The sequence below is a fragment of the Flavobacterium algoritolerans genome (genome assembly GCF_030010385.1).
Taxonomy (GTDB): domain Bacteria; phylum Bacteroidota; class Bacteroidia; order Flavobacteriales; family Flavobacteriaceae; genus Flavobacterium; species Flavobacterium algoritolerans.
The window spans coordinates 907,006-933,565 of the sequence record NZ_JASCRZ010000001.1; the positions used below are offsets into that span (position 1 = coordinate 907,006).

23 protein-coding genes are annotated in these 26,560 nt (G+C 35.5%); 14 read left to right on the forward strand and 9 right to left on the reverse strand.

The window, feature by feature from the left end:
• Positions 1-56: 56 nt before the first annotated feature.
• Together QLS65_RS03935 and QLS65_RS03940 are read right to left on the reverse strand one after the other, a co-directional pair.
• Positions 57-1,685: a S8 family peptidase gene (locus tag QLS65_RS03935; RefSeq protein WP_282711119.1), complete on the reverse strand. Its 1,629-nt coding sequence runs from the start codon at positions 1,683-1,685 to the stop codon at positions 57-59.
• A gap of 75 nt (positions 1,686-1,760) precedes the next feature.
• The gene (locus QLS65_RS03940) at positions 1,761-2,621 is read right to left on the reverse strand and encodes an MBL fold metallo-hydrolase (RefSeq protein WP_282715329.1); all 861 of its coding nucleotides are present in this window, start codon (positions 2,619-2,621) and stop codon (positions 1,761-1,763) included.
• Between the two features lie 167 nt (positions 2,622-2,788).
• Here QLS65_RS03940 and QLS65_RS03945 point away from each other — a divergent pair, with 167 nt between their 5' ends.
• The 5 genes from QLS65_RS03945 to sufD all read left to right on the forward strand — a co-directional run bounded on the left by QLS65_RS03945 (position 2,789) and on the right by sufD (position 7,297).
• Positions 2,789-3,118: a HesB/IscA family protein gene (locus QLS65_RS03945; RefSeq protein WP_099714058.1), complete on the forward strand. Its 330-nt coding sequence runs from the start codon at positions 2,789-2,791 to the stop codon at positions 3,116-3,118.
• A 79-nt stretch (positions 3,119-3,197) separates the two neighbouring features.
• Complete coding sequence (sufB, locus tag QLS65_RS03950; RefSeq protein WP_099716236.1) at positions 3,198-4,646, forward strand: Fe-S cluster assembly protein SufB; 1,449 nt, start codon at positions 3,198-3,200, stop codon at positions 4,644-4,646.
• A gap of 70 nt (positions 4,647-4,716) precedes the next feature.
• Positions 4,717-5,106, forward strand: coding sequence for a four helix bundle protein (locus QLS65_RS03955; RefSeq protein WP_099714057.1), 390 nt, complete (start codon positions 4,717-4,719; stop codon positions 5,104-5,106).
• Between the two features lie 40 nt (positions 5,107-5,146).
• Complete coding sequence (gene sufC / locus QLS65_RS03960; RefSeq protein ID WP_282711122.1) at positions 5,147-5,899, forward strand: Fe-S cluster assembly ATPase SufC; 753 nt, start codon at positions 5,147-5,149, stop codon at positions 5,897-5,899.
• An 81-nt stretch (positions 5,900-5,980) separates the two neighbouring features.
• Positions 5,981-7,297 (forward strand): Fe-S cluster assembly protein SufD, encoded by a 1,317-nt coding sequence (gene sufD / locus QLS65_RS03965; RefSeq protein ID WP_282715331.1) that lies wholly within the window; start codon positions 5,981-5,983, stop codon positions 7,295-7,297.
• A 262-nt stretch (positions 7,298-7,559) separates the two neighbouring features.
• Here the strand turns inward: sufD and QLS65_RS03970 are convergent, their stop codons facing one another.
• Positions 7,560-8,906: a serine hydrolase domain-containing protein gene (locus QLS65_RS03970; RefSeq protein WP_282715333.1), complete on the reverse strand. Its 1,347-nt coding sequence runs from the start codon at positions 8,904-8,906 to the stop codon at positions 7,560-7,562.
• A gap of 427 nt (positions 8,907-9,333) precedes the next feature.
• Here QLS65_RS03970 and QLS65_RS03975 point away from each other — a divergent pair, with 427 nt between their 5' ends.
• The 7 genes from QLS65_RS03975 (at position 9,334) to QLS65_RS04005 (ending at position 13,851) form a co-directional block, all read left to right on the forward strand.
• Positions 9,334-10,548 carry an aminotransferase class V-fold PLP-dependent enzyme gene (locus QLS65_RS03975; RefSeq protein WP_282711125.1) on the forward strand — a complete coding sequence of 405 codons (1,215 nt, stop codon included), beginning with the start codon at positions 9,334-9,336 and terminating at the stop codon, positions 10,546-10,548.
• Positions 10,549-10,568: 20 nt separating this feature from the next.
• Positions 10,569-11,000 (forward strand): hypothetical protein, encoded by a 432-nt coding sequence (locus tag QLS65_RS03980; RefSeq protein WP_282711126.1) that lies wholly within the window; start codon positions 10,569-10,571, stop codon positions 10,998-11,000.
• 23 nt (positions 11,001-11,023) lie between these two features.
• Entirely contained in the window at positions 11,024-11,443 is a 420-nt protein-coding gene (locus QLS65_RS03985; RefSeq protein WP_282711128.1) for a SufE family protein, read from the forward strand.
• 71 nt (positions 11,444-11,514) lie between these two features.
• A complete protein-coding gene (locus QLS65_RS03990) occupies positions 11,515-11,922 on the forward strand; it encodes a GxxExxY protein (RefSeq protein ID WP_282711129.1) in 408 nt (135 codons plus the stop codon).
• 127 nt (positions 11,923-12,049) lie between these two features.
• Positions 12,050-12,373, forward strand: coding sequence for an SUF system Fe-S cluster assembly protein (locus QLS65_RS03995; RefSeq protein WP_282715336.1), 324 nt, complete (start codon positions 12,050-12,052; stop codon positions 12,371-12,373).
• 67 nt (positions 12,374-12,440) lie between these two features.
• A complete protein-coding gene (locus tag QLS65_RS04000) occupies positions 12,441-12,953 on the forward strand; it encodes a DUF2480 family protein (protein WP_282715338.1) in 513 nt (170 codons plus the stop codon).
• Positions 12,954-13,002: 49 nt separating this feature from the next.
• Entirely contained in the window at positions 13,003-13,851 is an 849-nt protein-coding gene (locus QLS65_RS04005) for a DUF3078 domain-containing protein (protein WP_282715340.1), read from the forward strand.
• Between the two features lie 155 nt (positions 13,852-14,006).
• On the opposite strand, the gene QLS65_RS04010 is transcribed toward QLS65_RS04005, so the two are convergent.
• The 3 genes from QLS65_RS04010 to hflX all read right to left on the reverse strand — a co-directional run bounded on the left by QLS65_RS04010 (position 14,007) and on the right by hflX (position 17,171).
• The gene (locus QLS65_RS04010; RefSeq protein WP_282715342.1) at positions 14,007-14,561 is read right to left on the reverse strand and encodes a transposase; all 555 of its coding nucleotides are present in this window, start codon (positions 14,559-14,561) and stop codon (positions 14,007-14,009) included.
• Positions 14,562-14,968: 407 nt separating this feature from the next.
• The gene (locus tag QLS65_RS04015) at positions 14,969-15,496 is read right to left on the reverse strand and encodes a hypothetical protein (RefSeq protein WP_282715344.1); all 528 of its coding nucleotides are present in this window, start codon (positions 15,494-15,496) and stop codon (positions 14,969-14,971) included.
• Between the two features lie 424 nt (positions 15,497-15,920).
• Positions 15,921-17,171: a GTPase HflX gene (gene hflX, locus QLS65_RS04020; protein WP_091166402.1), complete on the reverse strand. Its 1,251-nt coding sequence runs from the start codon at positions 17,169-17,171 to the stop codon at positions 15,921-15,923.
• 312 nt (positions 17,172-17,483) lie between these two features.
• On the opposite strand from hflX, the gene QLS65_RS04025 reads away from it, so the two are divergent.
• Entirely contained in the window at positions 17,484-19,130 is a 1,647-nt protein-coding gene (locus QLS65_RS04025) for a DUF6377 domain-containing protein (RefSeq protein ID WP_282715348.1), read from the forward strand.
• 314 nt (positions 19,131-19,444) lie between these two features.
• Positions 19,445-21,562 (forward strand): glycoside hydrolase family 97 protein, encoded by a 2,118-nt coding sequence (locus tag QLS65_RS04030; RefSeq protein WP_282715350.1) that lies wholly within the window; start codon positions 19,445-19,447, stop codon positions 21,560-21,562.
• Positions 21,563-21,620: 58 nt separating this feature from the next.
• On the opposite strand, the gene QLS65_RS04035 is transcribed toward QLS65_RS04030, so the two are convergent.
• The 3 genes from QLS65_RS04035 to QLS65_RS04045 are packed head-to-tail and all read right to left on the reverse strand — an operon-like array spanning position 21,621 to position 26,340.
• A complete protein-coding gene (locus QLS65_RS04035) occupies positions 21,621-22,082 on the reverse strand; it encodes an FKBP-type peptidyl-prolyl cis-trans isomerase (protein ID WP_282715352.1) in 462 nt (153 codons plus the stop codon).
• A gap of 60 nt (positions 22,083-22,142) precedes the next feature.
• Positions 22,143-23,492, reverse strand: a complete 1,350-nt coding sequence (locus QLS65_RS04040; RefSeq protein ID WP_282715354.1) for a DUF5689 domain-containing protein — start codon at positions 23,490-23,492, stop codon at positions 22,143-22,145.
• 10 nt (positions 23,493-23,502) lie between these two features.
• Positions 23,503-26,340: a carboxypeptidase-like regulatory domain-containing protein gene (locus tag QLS65_RS04045; RefSeq protein WP_282715356.1), complete on the reverse strand. Its 2,838-nt coding sequence runs from the start codon at positions 26,338-26,340 to the stop codon at positions 23,503-23,505.
• Positions 26,341-26,560 lie beyond the last annotated feature (220 nt).

Consider the following 26,560-nt stretch of genomic DNA (forward strand, 5'->3'; position numbering starts at 1 on the left):
TAAAATAAAAATGGAAGGGCAAATTGCCCTTCCAAAAGTAATGAATTCTTAAAATATTATTTAGACATTTTTTCTGCCATCAGTAAAGCGTTGTATGCATTTACTATTTTTCCTGATTTAGACAGAGCAGTAAAAGAACGTGTGTCATTTGCTTTTCCTCCTACAATAACATCCGTTGTAATTGCAACTCCTGAATCCATCAAAATATGCTTCACTTGTTGAGCAGATAATTTTGGATAGTACGAACGAATTAAAGCGGCAACTCCGGCAGCATTTGGTGCAGCCATTGAAGTCCCTTGTAAATATTTATAAGTATTGCTTGGAGTTGTAGCGTAGATTTTTACTCCAGGAGCAAAAACGTCAACATTAATTTTTCCAATGTTAGAAAAACGAGCCACCACTTTATTTCCGTATTCAAAATTCAACGCACCAATTGTGATTAAATTATCTGCAAACTCTGTTACTTTATCTTGAGAATCGTTAGGGAAGTTTTCTGCATAATCAATGTCTTTTGCATCATTACCAGCTGCGTGAACGATTAATACATCTTTTTTCTCAGCATATTTTATAGCATCATAAACCCATTGCTTGTGTGGAGAAAAGCTTTTTCCAAAACTTCCGTTGATTACTTTGGCACCATTATCTACTGCATAACGAATTCCAAGTGCAATATCTTTATCATACTCGTCACCGTCTGGCACTGCACGAACGGTAAGAATCTGAACATTATTAGCAACACCATCACCACCTAATACGTTGTTTCTAGTTTGAGCAACAATTCCGGCAACGTGTGTTCCATGAAGAATCTCGTTCTTGTCTGGTCCCATCACATTATTGTTTCCGTATTTTGTATCAGTGATATCATTTGGATTATCTCCTACTACTTTACGGTAATCTGTTTTCAGATTGTCTCCATTTATAAGTGCAACCTGATCCTCTAGTTGTTTTTGAACAGCAACTTTTAGTTCCGCTATTGGCAATCCATAAGAAAGCATTTGTTGCATAGCTGCTTTGCTCTTTTGTGTTGCCGGTTCTTGTGAAACAATTGCATTTACCTCCTCAATTGTGTAAACTGGTTTACCAAAATGTTTTGCCAAAACAGCATCACTTGCAGCAATAGTCTCTAACATTTGCTCTGAGCGTGTTTTTCCCGCAACTGCATCAGCAATTTTTTTATCATTCAATGCTTTAGCCTCTTGATACGTAGCGCTATCAACTAAGGTTTTATCTTTAATGATTCTTTCATATTCCAGATTCTCTTTGGTACTATCTCCAAGAAAATTCCATCCATGAATATCATCGATATATCCGTTTTTGTCATCGTCAATTCCGTTTCCGGCGATTTCTTTTGTATTGGTCCAAAGTACCGATTTCAAATCTTCGTGTTCGATATCTACACCAGAATCTACAATTCCAACAATAACTGGAACGCCTTTTTTGCCTTTCAATAATTCAGCATAAGCCTTGTCAACACTCATTCCAGGAATAGTATCAGTTACGATATCCAGATGACTCCAACGTTTCAAGTCATTTTCAGCAATTGGTGCCTTTTTTTTAATGTTTAAAGGTGCGCTTATGGCAACTAGTCCAGAATTAGTGGTATTTGAAACTTGTTTTGAAGCGCCACATCCTACTAATGCTAAAAGAGCAAAAGCAGAAATGTAAATAGGTTTAATGGTATTCATCGAAAATGTTTTTGTTAATTTTGAAATATTTGTCTAAAATAATTTTTTTTGTTACAAAAGGAGTTATGATTAACACTATGTTAAGATTTGTTCGCAAGTAAAAACTTCTGCCAACCGAACGCCTTTTTCTGTTTTTTGTACGGTTATTATTTCATTATGCGCGTCGTGCTCCAAGAACAAATAATAATTATTATCAGCCGCCGCATTCATGAATTTTTCTTTTTCTGGCATGGTCAATAAAGGTCGGGTGTCATATCCCATCACATACGGAATTGGAATATGCCCGGCTGTTGCCAATAAATCAGCGCAAAAAACGATGGTCTTATCCTTATATTGAATGTGCGGAATCATTTGCTTCTCGGTATGTCCATCTGCAAAGAAGATGCCAAAACCCAGCTCTGATGTTGCCAAAAAATCTCCTTCCGGTCTTTGGATAAAATGCAGCTGCCCACTTTCCTGCATCGGCAAAATATTTTCGGATAGAAAAGACGCTTTTTCTCTGACATTGGGTTTTGTTGCCCATTCCCAGTGATTTTCATTAGACCAGAATTTAGCATTTTTAAACGCCGGTTCATAACCGGTTTTATCAGCGTTCCATTGAACACTTCCTCCGCAATGGTCAAAATGCAAATGCGTCATAAAAACATCGGTGATATCGTCACGATGAAAACCATATTTTGCCAACGATTTATCCATGGAATGTGTTCCCCAAAGCGAATAATAACCAAAAAACTTCTCTGATTGTTTGTTTCCCATTCCGGTATCAATCAAAATCAATCGGTTGCCATCTTCAATCAATAAACAGCGTGCCGCAATATCAATCAGGTTATTTTCATCGGCTGGATTGGTTTTATTCCAAATAGTCTTTGGCACTACGCCAAACATTGCGCCACCATCTAGTTTAAAATTTCCGGTTTCTATAGGGTATAGTTTCATTTTTTTATTTTTTTCGAGAGGAACCAAAGTTAAGAAATTCAAACGCTTTTACTGGTCGCAAATAGCTTTTTTCTATTTTTGCATTAGTTATAAAAATGTTATCAATTATGGAAAAAGCTTTTTATACACTATCTTTGTGCTTAATTTAGACAAAATCAATATAAGCTATGATAAAAGTTTCTGACACAGCAAGAAAAAAAATCATCGATTTAATGAAAGATGATGGTTTTGATGCTGCAATTGACTACGTAAGAGTAGGTGTAAAAAGCGGCGGATGTTCTGGATTGTCTTATGATTTAAAATTTGATAAAACAAAAAGCGACGACGATAAAATTTTTGTAGACAACGATATCACTATCGCTGTTGAAAAAAAATCATTCCTTTATTTAGCCGGGACAATTTTAGAATTTTCAGGTGGAATAAACGGAAAAGGATTTGTTTTCAATAACCCAAACGCAAACAGAACTTGTGGTTGCGGAGAATCATTTTCATTATAGTCGAATGTCGAAAGTCATAAAGTCGAAAGACTTGCAATGACTTTAAAACTTTAGACTTTAAAACTTTAAGACAAAAAATATGTCAAAATACACAGAAGACGACTTAAAAATCGAACTCGAAAACAAAGAATACGAATACGGATTTTACACCGAATTAGAATCAGAAACGTTTCCTATTGGTTTAAATGAAGATATCGTTCGCGCCATTTCGCACAAAAAAGGAGAACCTCAATGGATGACCGATTGGCGCCTTGAGGCTTTTCGTGCTTGGGAGCAAATGACAGAGCCAGAATGGGCAAATGTGCATTATACCAAACCTGATTTTCAGGCTATTTCCTATTATTCAGCTCCAAAAGCGGTAGATCCTAATAAAACATTGGACGATGTAGATCCGGAACTTTTAGAAATGTACAAAAAGTTAGGCATCTCGGTCGATGAGCAAAAGATGATGAATAATGTGGCAATGGATATCGTAGTTGATTCGGTTTCAGTAGCGACTACATTCAAGAAAACATTAGGCGAAAAAGGAATTATCTTCATGAGTATTTCTGAAGCCATCAAAGAGCATCCAGAATTAGTTCGTAAATATTTAGGAACGGTTGTACCACAAAAAGACAACTTTTATGCAGCCTTGAATTCGGCAGTTTTCTCTGATGGGTCTTTCTGTTATATTCCAAAAGGTGTTCGTTGCCCAATGGAACTTTCGACATATTTTAGAATCAACCAAGCAGGAACAGGACAATTCGAAAGAACATTATTAGTTGCTGACGAAGGTAGTTATGTTTCCTATTTAGAGGGTTGTACTGCTCCAAGTCGTGATGAAAATCAATTGCACGCTGCTGTAGTGGAACTAATCGCTTTGGACGATGCCGAAATCAAATATTCAACAGTACAAAACTGGTATCCTGGAAACAAAGAAGGTAAAGGTGGGGTTTATAATTTTGTGACCAAAAGAGGAATCTGCGAGAAAAACGCAAAAATTTCTTGGACTCAAGTTGAAACTGGTTCAGCGATAACTTGGAAATATCCTTCTGTTATTTTAAAAGGAGATAATTCAACCGGAGAATTTTATTCGATTGCGGTTACCAATAATTTCCAACAAGCCGATACAGGAACCAAAATGATCCATTTAGGTAAAAACACTAAATCGACCATTATTTCTAAAGGAATTTCTGCCGGAAGATCACAAAACAGTTATAGAGGTTTAGTTCGAATTTCACCAAATGCAGATAACGCCAGAAACTTTTCACAATGTGACTCGTTGTTAATGGGGAATAATTGTGGCGCACATACTTTCCCTTATATCGAAAGTAAAAATCCATCGGCAAAAATAGAACATGAGGCTACGACAAGTAAAATTGGCGAAGACCAAGTTTTCTATTGCAACCAACGTGGAATTCCAACTGAAAAAGCTATTGCTTTAATCGTAAACGGTTTCAGTAAAGATGTATTGAATAAGTTACCAATGGAATTCGCCGTAGAAGCACAAAAATTATTAGAAATTTCGTTAGAAGGTTCAGTAGGATAAAAATTTGTTTAAAGTTTAAGGTTTAAAGTTGAGCAACTTATGATTAACTTTAAACCTTAAACAAAAATGAATGGCGACAATAACTAGGTTTGAAGATTTAGAAATTTGGAAAGAGGCTAGAAGACTCGCTAAAGAAATTCATATTATTTCTGTAGAATCAGATTTAAAAAATGATTTCAGATTTAAAGATCAAATAAAAGCATCATCAGGCTCAGTAATGGATAATATTGCTGAAGGTTTTGAGAGAAACGGAAATTTAGAGTTTAGACAGTTTTTGTCTATCGCAAAAGGATCCGCTGGAGAAACCAGGTCGCAATTATATCGAGTTTTGGATTATAAATACATCAATGAAGAAAAGTTTGAAATTTTAAAAACTGACTTCGAAAATTTAAGTGGAAAAATAAACAATTTTATATCATATTTAAACAAGAAAGATTTTAAAGGCACCAAGTTTCAGTAAACACGAGAACTTTAAACTTTAAACTTTAAACAAAGAAAACATGTTAAGTATAAAAAATTTACACGCCTCGATAGGTGACAAAGAAATATTAAAAGGAATCAACCTTGAAGTAAAAGCAGGAGAAATTCATGCGATTATGGGACCAAACGGTGCTGGAAAAAGTACGCTTGCTTCTATCATTGCTGGAAACGAAAACTACGAAGTAACCGAAGGTGAAATCTCTTTAGACGGAGAAGACCTTTCTGATTTGGCACCAGAAGAAAGAGCACACAAAGGTGTTTTTCTTTCATTCCAATACCCCGTAGAGATTCCAGGAGTTTCAGTAACGAACTTCATGAGAACTGCCATCAACGAAACACGTAAAGCAAACGGTCAGGAAGAAATGCCTGCAAACGAAATGCTAAAAGTGATTCGTGAAAAATCAGAATTATTAGAAATTGACCGTAAATTTCTTTCTCGTTCCCTAAACGAAGGTTTTTCTGGTGGAGAGAAAAAACGTAACGAAATTTTCCAAATGGCGATGTTGGAACCAAAATTGGCTATTCTTGATGAAACCGATTCTGGACTTGATATTGATGCCTTACGTATTGTTGCAAATGGTGTTAACAAACTAAAAAGTGACAAAAATGCAATCGTAGTGATTACGCACTACCAAAGATTGTTAGACTATATCGTTCCTGATTTCGTTCACGTGTTGTACAACGGAAAAATTGTAAAATCCGGAGGAAAAGAACTAGCACACGAACTAGAAGAAAAAGGATACGACTGGATTAAACAAGAACAAGAAGCTTAAAAATTTGTTTGAAGTTTAAAGTTTAAAGTTGCCTCGAGATAACTTTAAACATTTAAACCTTAAACTTTAAACAATCAAAAAATGGAATTGAAAGAAAAATTACTATCGTCTTTTATGGCTTTTGAAGAGCGTGTAGATGTTCACTCTGAACTTCATGACGTGAGAACTGCCGCCATAAAAAACTTTGAAGATAAAGGTTTCCCAACCAAAAAAGACGAAGCTTGGAAATACACTTCGCTAAATGCCATCTTAAAAAATGACTTTACCGTTTTTCCAAAACAAGAAAATGCTGTTGAATTCAACCACGTAAAAAAATACTTTTTACACGAAATAGACACCTATAAAGTAGTGTTTATTGATGGTGTTTTCAGTTCGCATTTGTCGGCAACCACACACGAAGGGATTGATGTTTGCTTGATGTCATCGGCATTGACCAAACCAAAATACAAAATGATTATTGATACTTATTTTAATCAAATTGCCAACAAAGAGGAAAGTTTGACTTCATTGAATACGGCTTTCGCTATTGAAGGTGCGTATATCAATATTCCAAAAAACAAAGTAGCGGATAAACCAATTGAGATTATGTATTTCTCAACAGGAAATGAAGCGGCACTTTTGGTTCAGCCAAGAAACTTGGTGATTGTGGGTGAAAATTCACATGTTCAAATTATTGAGCGTCATCAAAGTTTAAACGAAAACCCTGTTTTAACGAATTCTGTTACCGAGATTTTTGCTCAAAAACGCGCGATTGTTGATTATTACAAAATTCAAAACGATACGCTTGAAGCAAATTTAATCGACAATACGTTTGTTTCTCAACAAAAAGAAAGTCACGTTTCCGTACATACTTTTTCTTTTGGAGGAAACTTAACGAGAAACAACTTGAATTTTTATCACTTTGGAGAACGATTGACAAGTACATTAAACGGAATCACAATTATTGGCGAAAAACAACACGTAGATCATTATACTTTAGTAAAACATTCTGCTCCAAATTGCGAAAGTTTCCAAGATTATAAAGGAATTTATTCTGATCGTTCTACGGGCGTTTTCAATGGAAAAGTGTATGTGGAAAAAGATGCTCAAAAAACAAATGCGTTCCAAAAAAGCAATAACATTTTATTGAGCGACAAAGCGACTATAAATGCTAAACCACAATTAGAGATTTTTGCCGATGACGTAAAATGTTCTCACGGTTGTACTATCGGACAATTAGATGAAACGGCAATGTTCTATATGCAACAACGCGGAATTCCTAAAAAAGAAGCCAAAGCATTATTGATGTATGCATTCTCTAATGCAGTTATCGAAAACATAAAAATACCGGAACTTAAAAAACGAATTACAACTATTATCGCCACAAAATTAGGTGTAAAATTGGGATTTGATTTGTAATTTTTAAACACAAGGTTCACTTAAGATTTACGCAAAGGGCACAAGGTTTTTACTAAACTTTGTGCCTTTTGCGGTTAATTTTTAGTCTCTAACTGCAATAATAAACATTATAATTCCTATAAAAAGCAATACAAGACCTCCAAAAAAACAAAATGCATTTATTATTGGTAACCTAAATTCGTAGAATAACCTAAACCTATTAAAAACCAACCTCCAATTATCATTAAAACTGATTGTAAAACTTTATTCTTTATCATAAAAATTATTTCTTCACACTTTCAATTATCCCTTTCAACATTCCGTTAAAATCAAAATTAGATTCTTCCTTTAAACCCATTCTTACAATCACTAAATCAAGAGACGGAATAATCGCCACCATTTGTCCTTGAAAACCGCTGCAGTAATACATATCTCTTGGCACATCCGGGAAATGTCCGCCGGCATTGAGCCAAAAGTGTCCGCCATATCTTCCATTGGAAGTATTTGTTGGAGTTGCAGTGTATTTCGCCCAGCTTTCGTTGAAAATTTGCTCCCCGTTCCAATTGCCTTTGTGCAAATACAACAACCCGAATTTTGACCAATCTCTCGTTGTAGCCCAGCCGTAGGAGGAACCTACGTAATTTCCCGCCATATCCGTTTCGATTACCATAGAATTCATTCCAATTTTATCAATCAATGCCGAATACCAAAAATCTAGATATTGCTGATGCGTTTTAAACTGCTTGCGCAAAATCCCAGACAGTAAATTCGTGGTTCCTGAAGAATAATTCCAACGCATATTGGGTTTATATTCCGCTAGTTTTTCTAATTGCGAGCGGGTCATATCTTCAGACTGAAAAAGCATTTTGGTGGCATCAGAAATTGTCGCATAATCTTCCACCCATTGTAAACCGGAATTCATGTGCAGCAAGTCACTTGTTGTGATCAATTTTCGGTTGTCATTTACCCATTCTGGAATTGGAGCAGGATCATCAATGTCAAATTTTCCTTGTTTTTCCAAAATTCCAAACATAGCACTAGTAATACTCTTGGTCATAGACCAACCCAGTATTTTGCTGTTTTTAGTAAATCCAGTATCGTATTTTTCGGCAATGATTTTGTCTTTATAAATTACTAAAAGGGAACGTGTTCTTTTTTTGATTTGCCCTTTTGTATCAAAAGCATTGGCAACAGCCGCACTCAATTTAGCATAATCAACATTTGTAAAAACCGTATCTTTTGGTTCATTAATTCCATACGGAAAAGGTAAATCATTCTTCAATTTTGTTCTTTTTGGAACCAAATACGGTTTAGTCACATCAAAATCATCGTTGATTAAAGTCGCTCCCAAACCTTCACGGTAAATTGCTTTTCGTTCTTTCAAACCATAAACCGAAGCAACTGCAAACTTTCCTGCGTCTTCAATTTTGTTTCTGGCCAAATCAATCATATCGATATCGTTGTCGCCTTTCTCAATCATTTCCTGCGAACGATTATCAATAAAATGCCCCGAAGCGATACTTTTGGCTGAAAAGCCAGAAATTAAATCCAGTTTTGGATAAGTAGTGAACCCAATATAAAAGATTCCGATAAAAGAAGCAAAACCAACGAACTTGAAGAATTTTTTCATAGAGAATTAATTTGAAGCAATTTAATAAAAAAGAACTACATTTTTGAAACACTTAGTAATACTGAAAAATGATTTTTATGCGAATAACTATTTTTTCAAAACGATTAAGAAATTAAGTTTCGTTAAGAATTAATACTTAATTTTTCTTAATTTTTTAATGGTTAAATTTATAAAGAGAAATTGTTTCATGAAATCTTCCGATTTAACAAAAAGTAAGATTTGATGTCGTATTATATTTTTCTAAATCGTGAATAGTAATAACTTTTATTAACAAGTGTTTTGTCAAAAATTAATTCCAATTTCACTACTTTTGTATTTAGAAAAATTCTAAATAATGAGAGGCTAATTTCAACTTAGTCTGTCAAAAAAAATGTAGAATACTGGCAATCTATTTGACCAATAAAAACATTAAAAACAAGCCGAAAAAATGTTAGACATTAATAAAATTAGAGCCGACTTCCCTATTCTTTCACAAAAAGTAAACGGAAAACCATTGGTTTATTTCGACAACGGAGCTACTTCGCAAAAACCACAAGTGGTGATTGATGCGATTTCAAAATATTATCAGGAAATCAATGCCAACATTCATCGTGGCGTTCACACGTTAAGTCAATTAGCAACTGATGCATACGAGATTTCACGCGGTAAACTTCAAAATCACATCAATGCAAAATTTGCCCATGAAGTTCTTTTCACTTCGGGTACAACGCATGGAATAAATTTAGTTGCCAACGGATTTGCTTCGATTTTGAAACCAGGCGATGAAGTTTTAGTTTCGGCATTGGAACACCACAGCAATATTGTGCCTTGGCAAATGTTATGCGAGAAAACGGGAGCAACTTTGCGCGTGATTCCAATGAATGAAAATGGCGAATTAATCATGTCAGAATATGACAAATTACTTTCGGATAAAACGAAGATTGTAACCGTAAATCACATTTCGAATGCTCTTGGAACGGTCAATCCAATTAAATATATGATTGACAAAGCGCATGAAATTGGAGCGGCGATTTTGATTGACGGAGCGCAAGCTGTTCCGCATTTGAAACCAGATGTTCAGGAATTAGATTGTGATTTTTACGTTTTTTCAGGACATAAAATATGTGGGCCAACAGGAACCGGAATTTTATATGGAAAAGAAGCTTGGTTAAATAAATTACCACCCTATCAAGGTGGAGGCGAAATGATTAAGGAAGTGACTTTCGAGAAAACTACTTATGCGGAGTTACCTCATAAATTTGAGGCCGGAACACCAAATATTGCTGGAGGAATCGTTCTGGGAACTGCTGTTGATTATATGAATGAAGTTGGTTTTGACAACATTCAACAGCAAGAAAAAGAATTACTGGAATACGGAACGAAACGATTATTGGAAATTGAAGGTTTAAAGATTTTTGGTACCGCCAAAGAAAAAACTTCCGTAATTTCGTTTAACATTGAAGGAATTCATCCGTACGACATTGGCACCATAATTGACAAATTAGGAATAGCAGTACGAACAGGCCATCACTGCGCCCAACCTATAATGAATTTTTTTAATATTCCGGGAACTATACGAGCATCATTTGCTTTTTATAATACCAAAGAAGAAATTGATGTTATGGTTGAAGCTATTAAAAAAGCGCAACTCATGTTGTCTTAAAAAATTAAAAATATCAACACATGAAAATTCTATCCTTATTATTTCTGACTATTTTTCTGGGCAACGGTTGCGATAGCGCCAAATCGCAAGATATTGAAACCGCTGTTATTGAATACACGGCCAACACAAGAGGGTTTTATCAAAAAATAACAGTAAAAAATCAGATGCTGACGGTTTCAAAAGACAGAGACGGAAATGATAAAGCGGTACCAACAAAAATTTCAGATGCCGACTGGAAAGAATTAGTGGATTGTTTTAAAAAGGTGGAATTAGATAGTTTATCCAAATTAAAAGCGCCATCCGAAAAACGTTTTTATGATGGTGCAGCGATCGCGAATTTGAAAATTACCTTCAAGGAAAAAGCCTATGAAACGAATAGTTTTGATCATGGTTTTCCGCCAAAAGAAATTAAGAAATTAGTCAATACGATAACGTCATTAGCTAAAGAATAAAACTGAAATAAATTCAGCATAGTATGAAAATTAAAGAGATACAAGAGGAAATTGTTGATGAGTTCTCCATGTTCGACGACTGGATGGAGCGTTATGAATACATAATCGAATTAGGAAAAAAACTTCCTTTAATCAAAGAAGAATTCAAAACAGAAAACAATCTGATTAAAGGCTGCCAGTCAAAAGTGTGGTTGCAAGGAGAACAAACGGATGACAAAATTGTTTTCACTGCCGATAGCGATGCCATTTTGACCAAAGGAATTATTGCGATATTAATTCGGACTTTTTCCAATCAAAAAGCATCTGATATTCTCGAAGCCGACATGAATTTTATTGACGAAATAGGTTTGAAAGAACATTTATCACCAACGCGCGCTAACGGCTTGGTATCGATGATAAAAAATATAAAAATGTATGCTTTGGCATTCAACACGCAGAATTGATTTCAAACTAATTCGTTTAACCATATAAGACATTTAAGGTCATATAAGTCAGAATAAAAAACGGAAAATTTATGACCAAAACATCTTTAAAAGATTTAATTTATCAGGTTAATGGTTGTGCTATAGAAGTACATAAACATCTTAGTCCCGGTCTTTTAGAAAGTGTTTATCATACATGTTTAAAAAAAGAATTGACAATTAGAGGTTTTGAATTTCAAACTGAACTTACAATTCCTGTTTATTATAAAGGTTTAGAACTTGAAACAGGATTAAGATGTGACTTATTGGTTGAAAAAAGTTTAGTAGTTGAACTTAAAGCAGTCGAAAAAGTTTTACCAATACATGAAGCCCAAATTTTAACCTATATGACCCTTTTAGAAATTCCTATAGGATTAATGATAAATTTCAATGTAACACATATTTTTAAAGAAGGACAAAAAACATATGTCAACGAAAGATATAGATATCTGGATGAATAAAAAACAAAAATAGCAGACTTTAAGTACGATTTAATCAAGCTAAATAATAAAAAAAGTACAAATATAATATTCAAAACAAAAACCTTAAATGACCTTCAATGTCTTATATGGTTAAAATACTCAAACAATGGAACAAGAAATAGACACCACAGAATTAGGAGAATCAATCGTAAAAATATTAAAGACTATTTACGATCCGGAGATTCCTGTAGATATATATGAATTAGGACTGATTTATGACGTGATGGTTAATACAGATTATGAAGTAAAAATCTTGATGACACTTACCTCTCCAAACTGTCCCGTTGCTGAAAGTTTGCCAAGAGAAGTGGAAGAAAAAGTAAAATCGATTACCAATGTAAAAGATGCTGAAGTAGAAATTACTTTTGATCCACCTTGGAGCAAAGATTTAATGAGCGAAGAAGCAAAATTAGAATTGGGAATGTTATAAAATTTGTTTCAGGTTTAAAGTTTAAGGTTAAGCAACTTTAAACTTTAAATCTTTTAAACTTGTTCAAATGGAAGAAATAACAAATAAAGTTGCGAATAGTGTTTTGGAAGTTTTCGATCTCGAAGATTATTATCCAAAAGGAATTCGTACGCAAATCGATATTTCGCAATGGCTTTTGGAAGGTTTTTTATTGAAAGAAAAAGACTTTAGAGAAGAGCTGAAAAATCAGGATTGGTCACAATACCAAGATCAATATGTAGCTATTCATTGCAGTACCGATGCTATTGTTCCGGCTTGGGCTTCTATTTTGGTGGCCATTCAATTAGCGCCATTTGCCAAGAAAATCATCAATGGAACTTTAGAAGATTTAGACGCTTCGCTCTATGAAGAATTATTGCCTAAAATTGACTATTCGGTATATGAAAATAAGCCTGTTATCATAAAAGGATGCTCCAGAAAACCGGTTCCGATGCGGGCGTATGTATTAGCAGCGCATTACTTACAACCTTTTGCACGAAGTATAATGTATGGCGAAGCATGTTCTGCCGTTCCATTATACAAAGCACCTAAAAAGGAATAATATATTGCATTTATTTTATACTTTAATAGTGGAATTTAAAATATAAAACATGAAAAAAACAGCTTTTTCTGTAGTGTTTCTTTTTGCAATGCTTTCTGCTGCTGCACAAGAAACGGCAACAGACACGATAAAGTATTGGACCAAAAAAGGAAATATCTCACTGCTTTTTAATCAGTCCGCTTATAATAAGCAATGGCTGGGTGGTGGAACTTCGAATATTGCGGGGAATTTTGGACTGAATTACGACTTCAATTATAAAAAAGAAGATATCGTTTGGGATAATAAATTCATTTTAGCGTACGGTTTAACCAAAATAAAAGGAGACGAAAAAACCGCAAAAACGGACGATCGTCTGGAACTGAATTCTCTTTTGGGAAAGAAAGCCAAAGGGCAATGGTACTATTCGATGTTTTTCAATTTCAAGACTCAAATGGACACTGGATTGGACAAAAATGACGATAAAATATCTCATTTTTTCTCACCGGCTTATTTCCAGTTGGGACCAGGAATGCTGTGGAAAAAAAGTAATAATTTGAGTGTCAATTTTTCTCCGGCAACAGCAAAACTAGTTGTTGTTCATCCTCATTTTACTGAATTTGGCCCTTCTTTTGGAGTATTGCAAGGGGATTCTACTCGATTTGAGTTTGGAGCCAGTATTACGGCATACTATAAATTCAATATCATGACGAATGTATCTATAGAAAACCGACTGAATTTATATTCCAATTATTTAGACAATCCACAAAACGTGGATGTTGATTACCAAATGAATGTTATTATGAAAATCAATAAATACTTGTCGGCTAACGTAGCATTACAAGCCATTTATGACGACAATTCCATTCAAGCCGTTCAGGTTAGAGAAGTATTTGGATTAGGCGTTAATTACGGTTTCTAAGAAAAAATATTTTTATAAAAAAAGACCTTTAGAAATTTCTAAAGGTCTTTTTTTTGTTCTATAGTGTCTCTGTACTCTGGTGCTCGTTTGCAACGAGTACCTACTTACTTGTGTGAACTAAATAAAGCGTTTGCAACGCGGCTAATATAAATAGATTACCATAAAGGTTCGACATTTACATTACAAAAAACAGTATTGTCTTCTTCATAATTTCTATAACTACTGTTTACATAATCTCTTTCATGAAAAACAATTTCGGCTTCAATAGGATTATAATGAATATAGTTTAGACGCTGTTCTATTTTTTCCAAAGTATCCAATATAACGGGATGAAAACCATCATGCCATACTTTATAATTTTTAGCCCTTCCTGATTTTTGAGCTTCAAAACTAAATTTTCGTAACAGCCATTCTCGCCTGCTTTCAGGGTGTTTTTTTATTGCTTGTACCAGTTTTTTTGAGGTGAATTTTTTAAAATCCCGAATAACATTTTGCAGCTCACCATCAAATGCTGTTACAATTAAATGAATATGACTAGTCATACATACATAAGCATGCACACTCAATCCTTTTTCCTTGATACAATAATTTAAGGATTCATCTAAAATAATACAATAATTAGGTCGTACAAATAAATCTACCCAATCTACAACTGTTATAGTAATAAAAGTAGGTACTGTACTATCGATAACTTTGTAATTCTCAGACATTTTTTTCAAATATTGATTTTAAGAAACGCTACTATAAAACAGTAGCATACTCCTTTAAAGAAACTCCGGTTTTAGCGATCCGCGTTGCAAACGCTATAATTTGTTTCTTAATTTAAGTAGGTACTCGTTGCAAACGAGCACCAGAGAAGTTAAAATTGATAAGACAATTAATAAACTGTAAAATTGATGTTTCATTTAATATATTTTTCTCTAAAGACGATAAATTCGTTAATTGTGACGATGTTTGTTATAATTAATGGCAACGTTCCCGCGCTACAAGCGGTTTGGGATTAAGGAAGCGTAATCTTTAGGATTTGCCAAATCTTCCAAATACAAAACCACCTTTAAATTCAGCCTAAAACTCCAATCTTGCCAAACGGCTGTTATTAGTAGTTTTTTATTCAATATCAGGAATCACTATATTTTAAATCTTTTCTCATTGCTTGAATTATTTCATTTTCGATTGCTTTAAAATCTGCTCCTCTCAAACGATTTGAAACTTCTACAGCTTTATGTGCCGCTTCAGAAAGTAATATTGTATCAACACCAGGCGTTCTATAAACAGAATATGTATGAAAAGCTTCAAAACATTCTTGATACTCTTTGTTTAAGTCTTCAATCATTTTCAAAATGGATGGTTTGATAAATGGTTGGTTAATTAAGTAAAAGTTTATAAAATCGTTCGATTCTTGAAATAAATCCTTTGCCATTTCTTCGTTTCCAATCATACCATATTGTTCAAGCTTGAATTTAAAGTTATATATTCTTTTCAATAATTCTCGATGAATTTCAATTTTTTCTTTGAAGATACCAGAGTATGCAATTTTATATGTTTCTAAATTTTCTTCCCATTTTGTTTTTATCCATGTAAAGAAAATTACATTACATGCTAAAGTTACTAGACCAGCAGATAAAGCAGTGAGAATAATTTCCATAGTTGATTTTGTTTTTAAAAGTGTATTGATGTATGGTTTTTTGTAAAATTTCTGCTAACTTGTATATAGCTGTTACAAAATAGCGCATATATATATATATATATCATTTTGGGTGGATAGGCGCTACTGCATAGCGTATTAATTTCAAATATTCACTTTAATAATTATCTTACAAATCATCAAATGGACTTTTTATTTGTAAATTATCGTCATCGCTAAACCGCATGAAGGATGGCAGCGGAAATCCTCCCGATTTTTCTTCGGGAGATTGCAGTGTACAGCCTGACGCAGCTGTAACGCAGAGGAAGCTGGGGCATGCTCAAAAAAAATCCCTCTTGAGAATGTCAAAAGGGATTGTGTTGCTGAACTAATGCTTTTCTCGACTGCGCTCGAACTGACTGCTGTGTACTCTATAAATTGAAAATTATTCGTTTTCTTCTTCGTCTTTGTCTTCTTTTTCCACCGCGTCTTTATAATCAGGATATAAAAACTTATTGTACGGAAAACGGGTGATGTGAATTTGTCGTACGGCTTCGTAAACACGTTCTCTGAATTCCTCAAAATTTTCTTTCTCGGTAGCCGAAATGAACAAAGCATTTTGCTCTCCTACTCGGCTCATCCAAGTTGCTTTCCATTCTTCCAGCGTGTAATGTCTTGGCGTTTTTTCGGTCATTAAATCATCTTCATCAATAGTCAAATGCTTGTAGGCGTCGATTTTGTTGAAAACCATAATAACGGGTTTGTCATTTGCCTTGATGTCCAATAACGTTTGGTTTACGGATGCGATATGATCTTCAAATTCCGGATGCGAAATATCAACAACGTGCAATAACAAATCAGCTTCGCGAACCTCATCCAACGTACTTTTGAAAGAATCAACCAGCTGTGTTGGCAATTTCCTGATAAATCCTACAGTATCCGAAAGCAGAAAAGGCAGGTTTTTGATAACTACTTTGCGAACGGTGGTGTCCAATGTTGCAAAAAGTTTGTTCTCTACAAAAACGTCACTTTTCCCAACTGCATTCATCAAAGTCGATTTTCCCACATTAGTATACCCAACCAAAGCCACGCGTACCATGGAACCGCGATTGCCTCTTTGCGTTCCCATTTGCTTGTCGATTGCTTTGATTTTATCTTTCAATAAAGCGATTCTATCTCGTACAATACGTCTGTCTGTCTCAATCTCTGTCTCTCCAGGTCCACGCATTCCAATTCCCCCTTTTTGACGCTCAAGGTGAGTCCACAACCCCGATAATCGAGGCAACATGTAGATACATTGTGCTAATTCTACCTGCGTTCTTGCATACGAAGTTTCGGCACGTTGCGCAAAAATATCCAGGATAAGGTGCGTTCTATCCAGAATTTTACATTCTGTTATAATTTTAGATATATTTTTTTGTTGTGAAGGCGATAATTCATCATCAAATACCAAAGTTGAGATATCATTCTCTTTTACAAAAAGATGAATCTCTTCAATTTTTCCAGTTCCTACAAAAGTCTTGGGATTAGGGCGTTCCATTTTTTGCGAAAAACGTTTCACCACTTGGCCTCCTGCGGTAAAAGTCAAAAACTCCAATTCGTCAAGATATTCGTTTAGTTTCTCTTCACTTTGGTTTTGAGTCACAATACCAACGATAGCCGTTTTTTCGAAATTTATTACTTCTTTTTCTAACATATTTTTGAATAAGTTACAAATTTAATGATTTGTAAGGGACTTATTGAGTTCTGGGTTTATAAAAAAATCATAACGTGTGAATAATGATAGTATTTTGGTCAAGACGGAAATAAGATGAAAAAAAAATTTGCCTCGGGTTAATCTTTACTTTTTTAAAAAATCAGTCAAAATTTGGATAATTGATGGCTAAAAAATTTATCACCCGAAATCAGCGAATTTGCCGTTATTTTGAAAACTGTTGCTTTTGCACGAACGACTTTAGGAGTTCAACTGGATTTTTAATTATTTTTACACCAATATAATCCCATTTGAATGAATCGCTTTTTGACATTCCTCATTGCATTCTTGTTCCCCGTTTTTCTTTTTGCCCAAAATAATTCTGAGGAATTATTAGAGGAATTGGATCAAACGGTAGCTGATTATGCTCTTTATTCCAATAAAAAAGAGATTCAAATCAACAAACTCAAAGAACTGCTGCTTTCTACTACTACCGATATTCAAAAATATGCTGTTTACGGAAAGTTGTATGCGGAATATAAATCGTATCAATCGGATTCCGCTTTAATTTATGCTCGAAAGAGTTTTCAAATAGCCGAAAAACTAGATGACATTGAAAAGCTAAATCATGCCCTATTAAATCTAGCTTCCATCATGGGAACATTAGGAATGTACAAGGAAGCAACCGACATTCTTAATCGAATCAACATCACTACCTCACCCGAATTAAAAGGTTATTATTTTACCGTAAATAGCGTCGTTTATGGCTATATGTCTGATTATGCGGCTTCGCTTCAGGAAAAAAAGAACTATATTGTTTTAACAAAAAAGTACCGTGATTCCTCCTTAAATTGCTACAAATCACAATCAAGTGCTTATATTATGGCAAAGTCCAGTACGCTTCTTGATGCCGGAAAACACAAAGAAACACTGGATTTATTACTGAACTATTTCCCGAAAATTGCTCACAACAGTGATGATCGAGCAGTTATTGCCTACATTATTTCGCAGGCTTATCGCCAAAAAAAGGATGCTGAGCAAGAGAAAAAATGGTTGACTATTTCGGCTATTTCCGATTTGCAGTTGGCCAAGAAAGAATACATTTCGTTGCGTTCGTTGGCTTTTCTAATGTATGAAAACGGGGATATTGATCGCGCTTACAAATACATAAAACGCTCGCTGGAAGACGCTCTTTTTTGTAATGCACGCCTACGAACCTACGAAATATCGAAGATGCTACCCATTATCAACGAAGCGTATCAAAAACAAAATGAAACCAATCGATTTCAGTTGATTCTGTTTTTGATAAGTGCCAGTATATTATCCGTGTTCTTGTTGGCGGTGCTTTTTTTACTTTTTAAGCAAATGAAAAAATTGTCTAAAGCAAAGCAGGATTTAAGTTTGGCTAACGGCAAGCTTTCGGAACTGAATACAGAATTAAATACTTTCAATGAAAAATTGAATGAGACGAATTATACGCTGACCGAAGCCAATCTTCTGAAGGAAATATACATTGGACGTTACATGGATCAGTGTTCCGATTATTTAGGCAAGTTAGACGAATACCGCCGAAAACTGAATGTCATGGCAACGACAGGAAAAATGAACGACCTCATCAGTGCCGTAAAATCGAAACAATTTGTCGAAAATGAGCTTAAGGAATTCTATACTAATTTCGACAAAACATTCTTGCAACTCTTTCCTAACTTCATACCGGAATTCAGGGCTTTGTTGCTTGATGACGAAGCAACACAATTGAAGGAAGGCGAACTGCTGAATACGGAACTAAGAATCTTTGCACTCATCCGTTTGGGCATCAAGGACAGCGCAAAAATTTCGACTTTTCTTCGGTATTCGGTATCTACAATTTACAATTACCGCTCACAACTTAAAAATAAAGCAGCAGGTCCACGAGAAGATTTTGAAGCTAAAGTAATGCGGATTGGAACCCATTTAAAATAGAAAAATTCTGTTTTTAAAGGAGGTGTTCGGGATTAAAACAATCTCGAACACCTCTTTTTCATTATAAATTCACCACTTTTTTTAAACGATAAATTTACACAATACACAGTTATTCAGTATCTTGCATGTAAAAAAGAAAAACACAATCTACTTTTTTAGAATGATAAAAATATGTAGTGTGTAAAGCGTTTACTTTTACTTCCTCGAAATCTGAAAAACTTTGGTTTTTTCAATAAATCGATTTCGTGAAAATCATGTTTATCACAATCTATTACCAAACCTGAAAAATTAATTTATCAAATTCTATTTAAAAAATGAAGCAATTTCTTTTCACAGCCCTAATGTGGCTCGCGTTTTTTAGCCCTGCAAAATCGCAGCAGTTAAAATCACCAAATGGAAAATTTGTAATGGAGTTTACATTACAAAATGACGGAACTCCAAGTTACAGTTTAAATTACAAAAATAAAGCAGTTGTAAAACCAAGTAAATTGGGTCTTGAGTTAAAAAATGACAAAAAATCACTGTTAAATGACTTTACGGTTGTTGACTCGAAAGCGACAACTTTTGATGAAAACTGGCAACCAGTTTGGGGAGAAGTAGCCTCCATTCGCAATCATTATAACGAACTCGCAGTAACCTTAAATCAGAAAGAAACTGACAGAAAAATTCTTATTCGTTTTCGTTTATTTGACGATGGTTTAGGATTTCGCTATGAATTTCCTTCGCAAAAAAACCTTACTTATTTTGTAATCAAAGAAGAAAGAACCCAGTTTGCAATGACTGGCGATCACACTGCGTTTTGGATTCCGGGTGATTATGATACCCAAGAATACGATTATACTACCTCAAAATTATCAGAAATTAGAGGGTTATCAGAGAAAGCAACTACTGCAAATGTTTCTCAAAAGTCATTCTCTACAACAGGAGTTCAGACTTCGCTAATGCTAAAAACAGCGGATGGATTGTATATCAATTTGCATGAAGCGGCATTAATTAATTATTCCTGCATGCATTTGAATCTGGATGATGCAACCATGGTATTCGAATCGTGGTTGACACCAGATGCCAAAGGCGACAAAGGATATATGCAGGCTCCAAATCACTCGCCTTGGCGTACCATAATAGTCAGTGATGATGCAAGAGAAATTTTGGCTTCAAAAATGACCTTAAACTTGAATGATCCGTGTAAAATTGAAGATACTTCATGGATAAAACCCGTTAAATATGTAGGTGTTTGGTGGGAAATGATTACCGGAAAAAGCTCTTGGGCGTACACGGATGAATTTCCAACGGTACAACTTGGCGTTACTGATTTTGCAAAAGCGAAGCCTAATGGAAAACATGGTGCAAACAACACTAATGTGAAAAAATACATTGATTTTGCAGCTAAACACGGTTTTGATGCCGTTTTGGTCGAAGGATGGAATGAAGGTTGGGAAGACTGGTTTGGTCACTCCAAAGATTATGTTTTTGATTTTCTGACTCCTTATCCGGATTTTGATGTCAAAGGATTGCATGAATATGCTAAATCAAAAGGCGTAAAAATGATTATGCACCATGAGACTTCGGGTTCTGTGCGTAACTACGAACGTCACATGGACAAAGCGTATCAGTTTATGAAAGACAATGGTTATGATGCCGTGAAAAGTGGTTATGTAGGAGATATTATGCCAAGAGGCGAAAACCACTACAGCCAATGGATTGTCAATCATTATCAATATGCAATAGAAAAAGCAGCCGACTATAAAATTATGGTGAATGCGCACGAGGCAGTTCGCCCAACAGGAATTGCAAGAACATATCCAAACTTAATTGGTAACGAAGCGGCACGCGGAACAGAATATCAATCGTTTGGCGGGTCAAAACCAAATCATGTAACGGTGTTGCCTTTTACACGTTTAGTGGGCGGACCGATGGATTACACGCCGGGTATTTTTGAAATGGATTTGAGTAAAATGAACAAGGACAACAACTCCCATGTGAATAGCACGATTGCAAATCAACTGGCATTGTATGTAACGATGTACAGCCCGTTGCAAATGGCAGCGGATACTCCAGAAAATTATGATCGTTTTCCGGATGCGTTCCAGTTCATTAAAGATGTAGCCGTAGATTGGTCGGACAGTAAATACCTTGAAGCAGAACCGGGTCAATATGTTACCGTTGCGCGTAAAGCAAAAGTGACGAACAACTGGTTTATCGGTAATGTAAATGGCGATACTTCTCGTACCTCAACAATCAAATTTGATTTCTTGGAAAAAGGAAAAAAATATGAGGCAACGATTTATGCTGATGCAAAAGATGCGCATTATAAAACCAATCCGCAAGCCTATACGATTCGTAAAATGACCGTAACCAACAAATCGAAACTGACACAACTCAGTGCTCCGGGTGGAGGTTATGCGATAAGCATTGTCGAAATCAAAAAGTAAATAACTAAAAAAGGCTGTCCAAATAGACAGCCTTTCTTGATTTTATCATAGCCTTAAACTAATTCACTGAAATAAGTTTTACCTCAAAAATAAGTACAGAACCTCCGGGAATACTACTGTAATCATTACTCCCATAACCAAGATGAGAAGGTACCAAAAGTATTCCGCTTCCGCCTTCTTTAAAATAAGGGATTCCTTCCGTCCATCCTTTTATCACTTGGTTCAAATCAAATGAAATTCCTGAAGCATTACTTTGATCAAAAACATTTCCATTAGTAAAATACCCTTTGTACGCAACTGTTACATTAGAGGTTGCGGTAGGTTGTTCTCCATCACCAGCTTCATTAATCACATAATACAATCCTGAATCGGTTTTTGTGGCAGTCAATTTATTTTTGGCAACGTAATCCACGATTTCTTTTTCGTTTTGAACGGTGTAATCAACAGGTTTAGATGCTTCATTATCTGATAAACAAGAAACAAATAATAAAGAAATTAGGGCTAATAAAGTAGATTTCATAATTTAATTTAAATGTTAAGGCTGCAAATATAGTAATTCAAGTAAAGCCTTTAATAAAAATTATTTGTCTCCAAAAACCTGAACATCATCTACTTGAAAAGCACCATCCAAAGCCAGGTTTTTACCGGAACCCGTATATTTAAAAGCAATGTTGATTTTACCTTTATACGAAGACAAATCTACTGCGCCGCTTCCTACAAATTGATACCAAGGCGTAGCTTGTTTGGGTAAATTAACAACTAACGGAGTCCAAGTTGCGGTAGTAATATTCAACCCGTCAAAATTACTGGAAACATACACTTCCAAAGAATTTAACTGGGAATCAACATCTAAGTGATGCTGAGCCGTTCTAAAAGTCAAGACTTCTTTCGTATGAACCTCCATATCTATTTTTGGCGAAATCAACCAAGCCACATTCGAAACGACTTTGGTTCCTGTGATACTAAATTCGGCATAACCGTTTCCGGAATAAACAGTGCCTTTCCAGAAAAGCGTTCCTTTTTGGACCATATTTGCCCAACCGGGAAGATTTAGTTTAACATTATTTTCAACCGCTTCAAAATCTTGAGAGAAAAAAGGAGTCGCTCTGCTTCCGGTCATCACCACATCCTTTTCGGAACGCGGTAATAATTGGTAATCACTTCCGTATTTCGTTAAAATTCCTCTTACTTTTCCACTTCCATTAGGGACTAATTTAGTCGCAAAATCAGAAAAACTGCTTGTTCTAAAATACACTTGATTCCCTAGTTTATCCACCAAACTCCAATTCGTCGCACCGCCGACATTATTTGTTTCTTCAAAATAATGACGCCCTATTGCGGCAGCTGAAAACTGAACATCAGATAACTCAACCAACGTATTCAAGTTAGAATCATTCAGTAATTCTGACATGGTCAGAGACCGAACCAAAACCTCTTCCTTTACATTCGTGCAAGATGCGTTCAGGACTTTTTTATACTCATTTTGAGAAAGTCGCCCTACTCCGCCTTCATTATAGGAATTCACAAAAATGCTTCCTATGCGCATCCCGCCAAACGAAATATCCGTGTATTGGTCTTTCAACTTTATGTATACTTTATTGCCCAGTCGGTAATCAATGTACAAATTTGTGGCATCCACGGGAACACTAAATCCTATCGCAGGTGTTGTGGCTGTTGCCAAAGTCTGAAAGGAAATCGACTTGAAAAAATTCCCCGATTCATCACTGGAAACCACATACGCCTCGATAATGTCATCGTATTTATACTGGGCTACAATCGCATTTGCAACCGAGTGAACTTCGCTTACCGTTGTATTAGTAATTAAATCCGGTTGCGTACAAATGAGTTTTGGAGTGGCAACCTCATCCGTTACGCAACTGCTGAAAGTAATTGTCAACAGTAAAAATAATTTGCAGAATGTTGATTTCATATGCTTTAATTTAAAGATTGATATAAAGATTCACGAAATACGTTCTTCCGTATCCGTAGAAATATTTTGGCCCAAAAGAAGGCGTACCACTGGAAACATCCTGATTGATTTGCCTGAAATTAGCGTTTCGGGCTTGTTCGTAACCGCCCGTTTTATAAGTAACATCCAGCACATTATTGATACTGGCAAAAATTCCAACATTCTTTCCATAAATGCGCCATGATTTTCCACCAACAAGATTGAGCAACATCGTTGGGTCAAATTCTTCTTGTTTTAATAGTGTTGCTGCACGTTCCTCGGTTGCCTCCGGGAAATTAAAACCGCTTGCGGGATTTTTATAAAATATTTCGGTTCTGGAAATAGGCGAAATATCAATGTAACTATTGGTGAGGTAATTTAGATTGGCACTAATCCACCAATAATTTGGATCTCGATATTCAATTCCCACGGAATACGCTCGCTGTGGCATTCCTGCTTGTTTGTAATTTTTGAGTGAGGCTGTTCCAAAATCAAAAACCGGACTGGTGTTTTCCAATGAAGCTTCGGCATCGTTTGTCAACGTCACATGTGGATTACTGTCATACGTATATTCCCCAAAAGCTGCTGAAAAAGTAGTTTTAAACGTTTGGCTTAATTGGTATTCCAAACTGAATTCTGCACCCATATTCTTCTTGTTCAATTGCGTTAACGTCTGACTCACAAAAGCATCGGTGTTTAAATAACCCGCGCCATCATCAAAAATCCCTTCGGCATAAAAAAAGGAAATTTGAGTCGCATTTTTAATTAGGGAATAATAAGCTGTCAGTCGGGCTTTTAATTTTGGGGAACGATAGACATAACTGGCATCCAAACTGCTGATGTTCTCACTTTCGAGTCCGTCAACAATTGAATTATTCAATCGGGAATTTGCAAAAGTATTTCTCAGAGAAGGTGCTTTGGTCAAATGCGCCGCATTGAAAGTCACCAACTGTTTGCCGGAAATTTTTAAATTGAATCCGGCTTTGAAGCCAAAGTTTTCAAACGCTACTTTCTCACTTTTCCCAAAGGAATTCGTTTCATAGATTCCGTTTTTGTACAAACCTTCCCTCTGATAATTTACAGTGGAGAAATTTTGAGCCAGATAAAAATCTACTTTATTATACGTGAATTTAAATTGCGTGAAAGCCTCTAAAGTATTGGCAAAATAATTATAATTGTACCCATACGTATCCCCAACAACTACTTGGCGGTCTGGATTATTCAAATCAGATTGGGATTGGTTTCCGCTGTAAAAAGCGTCGATATCTTCAAAATAGGAACCACCAAGCAAGTCCAAAAGCTTTTGAGAATTATGTGATTTTAGTTTTTTGAATGATGCTCCGGCATTCAAAAAAATGTTTTCTGACAGTTGCGCACTCAAATTTGTTGTGGCAACCGCCATTTGGTCTTCCACTTGATCTTCATACAAAACGTACTTGCTTTTTGTGGGTTCATAACCTGAAATTGTACCGTTGGAATCCAAAACTGGATTTTGATTGGCTTGGTACAAAGCCGTCCAATCGATTTGCGAATGGGCTAAAAATTCTGCTTTGCTTTTCTCCGCATTTTCATAATCTGGAGTAAATGCTCCCGAAAATTCTCCGTTATCCGGCGCATAAAGTGAGCTGTAATAACTAGGCATTTTTCTGTAATACGTGGGGTCTGGACTATTGGCATTTTGATAATCGATGTTGCTGTTGGCAATTTTTCCAAATTGATACATCACACTCGAATTCAGATTGGTTTTATCATTGATTTTAAAATAATGATTTAGCATTATTGTGGGCTCTTCAATGGTTTTTATGCGGGCATTTCTCTTTTCACCATCTTGAAAACCCCAATACGAATTGTATTTCACACTGGTCAATTGCATAACTTCGGCAGTGTTTGGAGAGTTTTTGGCTCTGGAATTGGGAGTATACATTGCCGTCAGATTCAACGAATGATTCTCGTTTAATTTTTTTTCGAGACTTATAAAAAAGGAATTCGCATCATAATTTGTCCCTTCAAAGTAGCCTTCTTGCGCCCAGCGCTTTCCTGCCGAAACTACAAAAGCCCAACCGCGGGAATTCATTCCGGAAGCATACGTTCCCATGGTGCGCCAACTGTAATTAGTATTGGTTGATGAAAATGAAATTCGGGAACCCGGTCTGTAAATAGAGGCTCGTGTGTTAATTTCCTGTGTTCCTAAAATACCGCCAAACGTATAATCCGAAGGTGCTGTTCCCAATGTAAATTCCTGATTGCGAAGCGCATCATTCAATCCGCCCCACTCGCCCCATTGCGGTCTTCCATCATAAATTTTATTCATGGAAACGCCATTAATCATCATCGTGGAATGTTCGCTGTCTAATCCTCGAACTCTAAAACGGGCTTGTCCCCAATTGAAAGCTGCGGCTTGCAAAAAAGCATCTCGGGACGATTGTAACAATCCGGAAGTACTTTCGGAACTGCTGTTGTCATCGCTAAAATCACTTTCGATAAGTGTGATGATACTATTTTGTTGTTCTGTGGATTGATCTTCTTCTAAAGTTATGATTCCTAAATCCAGCATTTTCCCTTCGATAATTTCTATAGGATACAAGCCATCTTTGAAACCTTGACTGTGAATAAGCAGCAATATATTTCCCGAAGGAGCGGTTTGAAAACTGAAATTACCATCGGCTTTGGTGAGTTGCATTAAAGTAGTGTTTTGAACACTAACGACTACAAACCCTAACGGATTTTGTGTTTTGGACTCGATAACTTTACCGAAAAATCCCGTATTATTTTGTGCTATAACGCATCCTACTTGAACGATAAAGAAAAAACCCATGTAAAATTTATTCATATATTCAAATGTATGGTGATGGTATATAGTCACTAAAATTGCGGTCGAGAGGATTTCTTTTTATTATTTCTAGCAAGAAGTTCAACCGTTAAAAACAAATTTCAACGGTTGAACAAAAAGCATAGAAAGCGTCATCCAAAATGGAACAACAGCTTAAAATAATTAAAAATGGATTTTGGAAATATGGGACGTAAATCCCAATGGGTATACTTATAAAGAG